This window comes from Fructilactobacillus sp. X3R5C2, from assembly GCF_059901175.1.
This window is the reverse complement of record NZ_JBWXVC010000041.1, coordinates 1-252: the sequence shown is the minus strand read 5'-3', so window position 1 is coordinate 252 and position 252 is coordinate 1. Positions and strand designations below refer to the sequence as shown.

Genomic DNA, 252 nt, shown 5'->3' with positions numbered 1-252 from the left:
ATACTGAAGCTTTCAGATGTGGACATAATAGGTTTCAAGACCGCCATTTCTGTTTCGCATGGAACGGACGTGGAGTACACCAGAGGAAAGATTATTGGTTCGGAGAACGGCATTATTGAGCGTGATCCGCCTTCTTTTCTTGAAATGCTTGGCCTTCCAGCGGATACGCCTTTTGATGCCCTGCTGATAGCTCTGATGACCCTGCGGGACAGGCCAGAAGCGCCACTTGAAGAGAAAACACAGGCCCTAAAA

General features: G+C 48.8%; 1 protein-coding gene. It reads left to right on the top strand.

The window, feature by feature from the left end; translation table 11 throughout:
* Positions 1–252: hypothetical protein (locus AC6UD4_RS07355; protein WP_500709658.1), on the top strand; the 252-nt coding region annotated here is incomplete at both ends.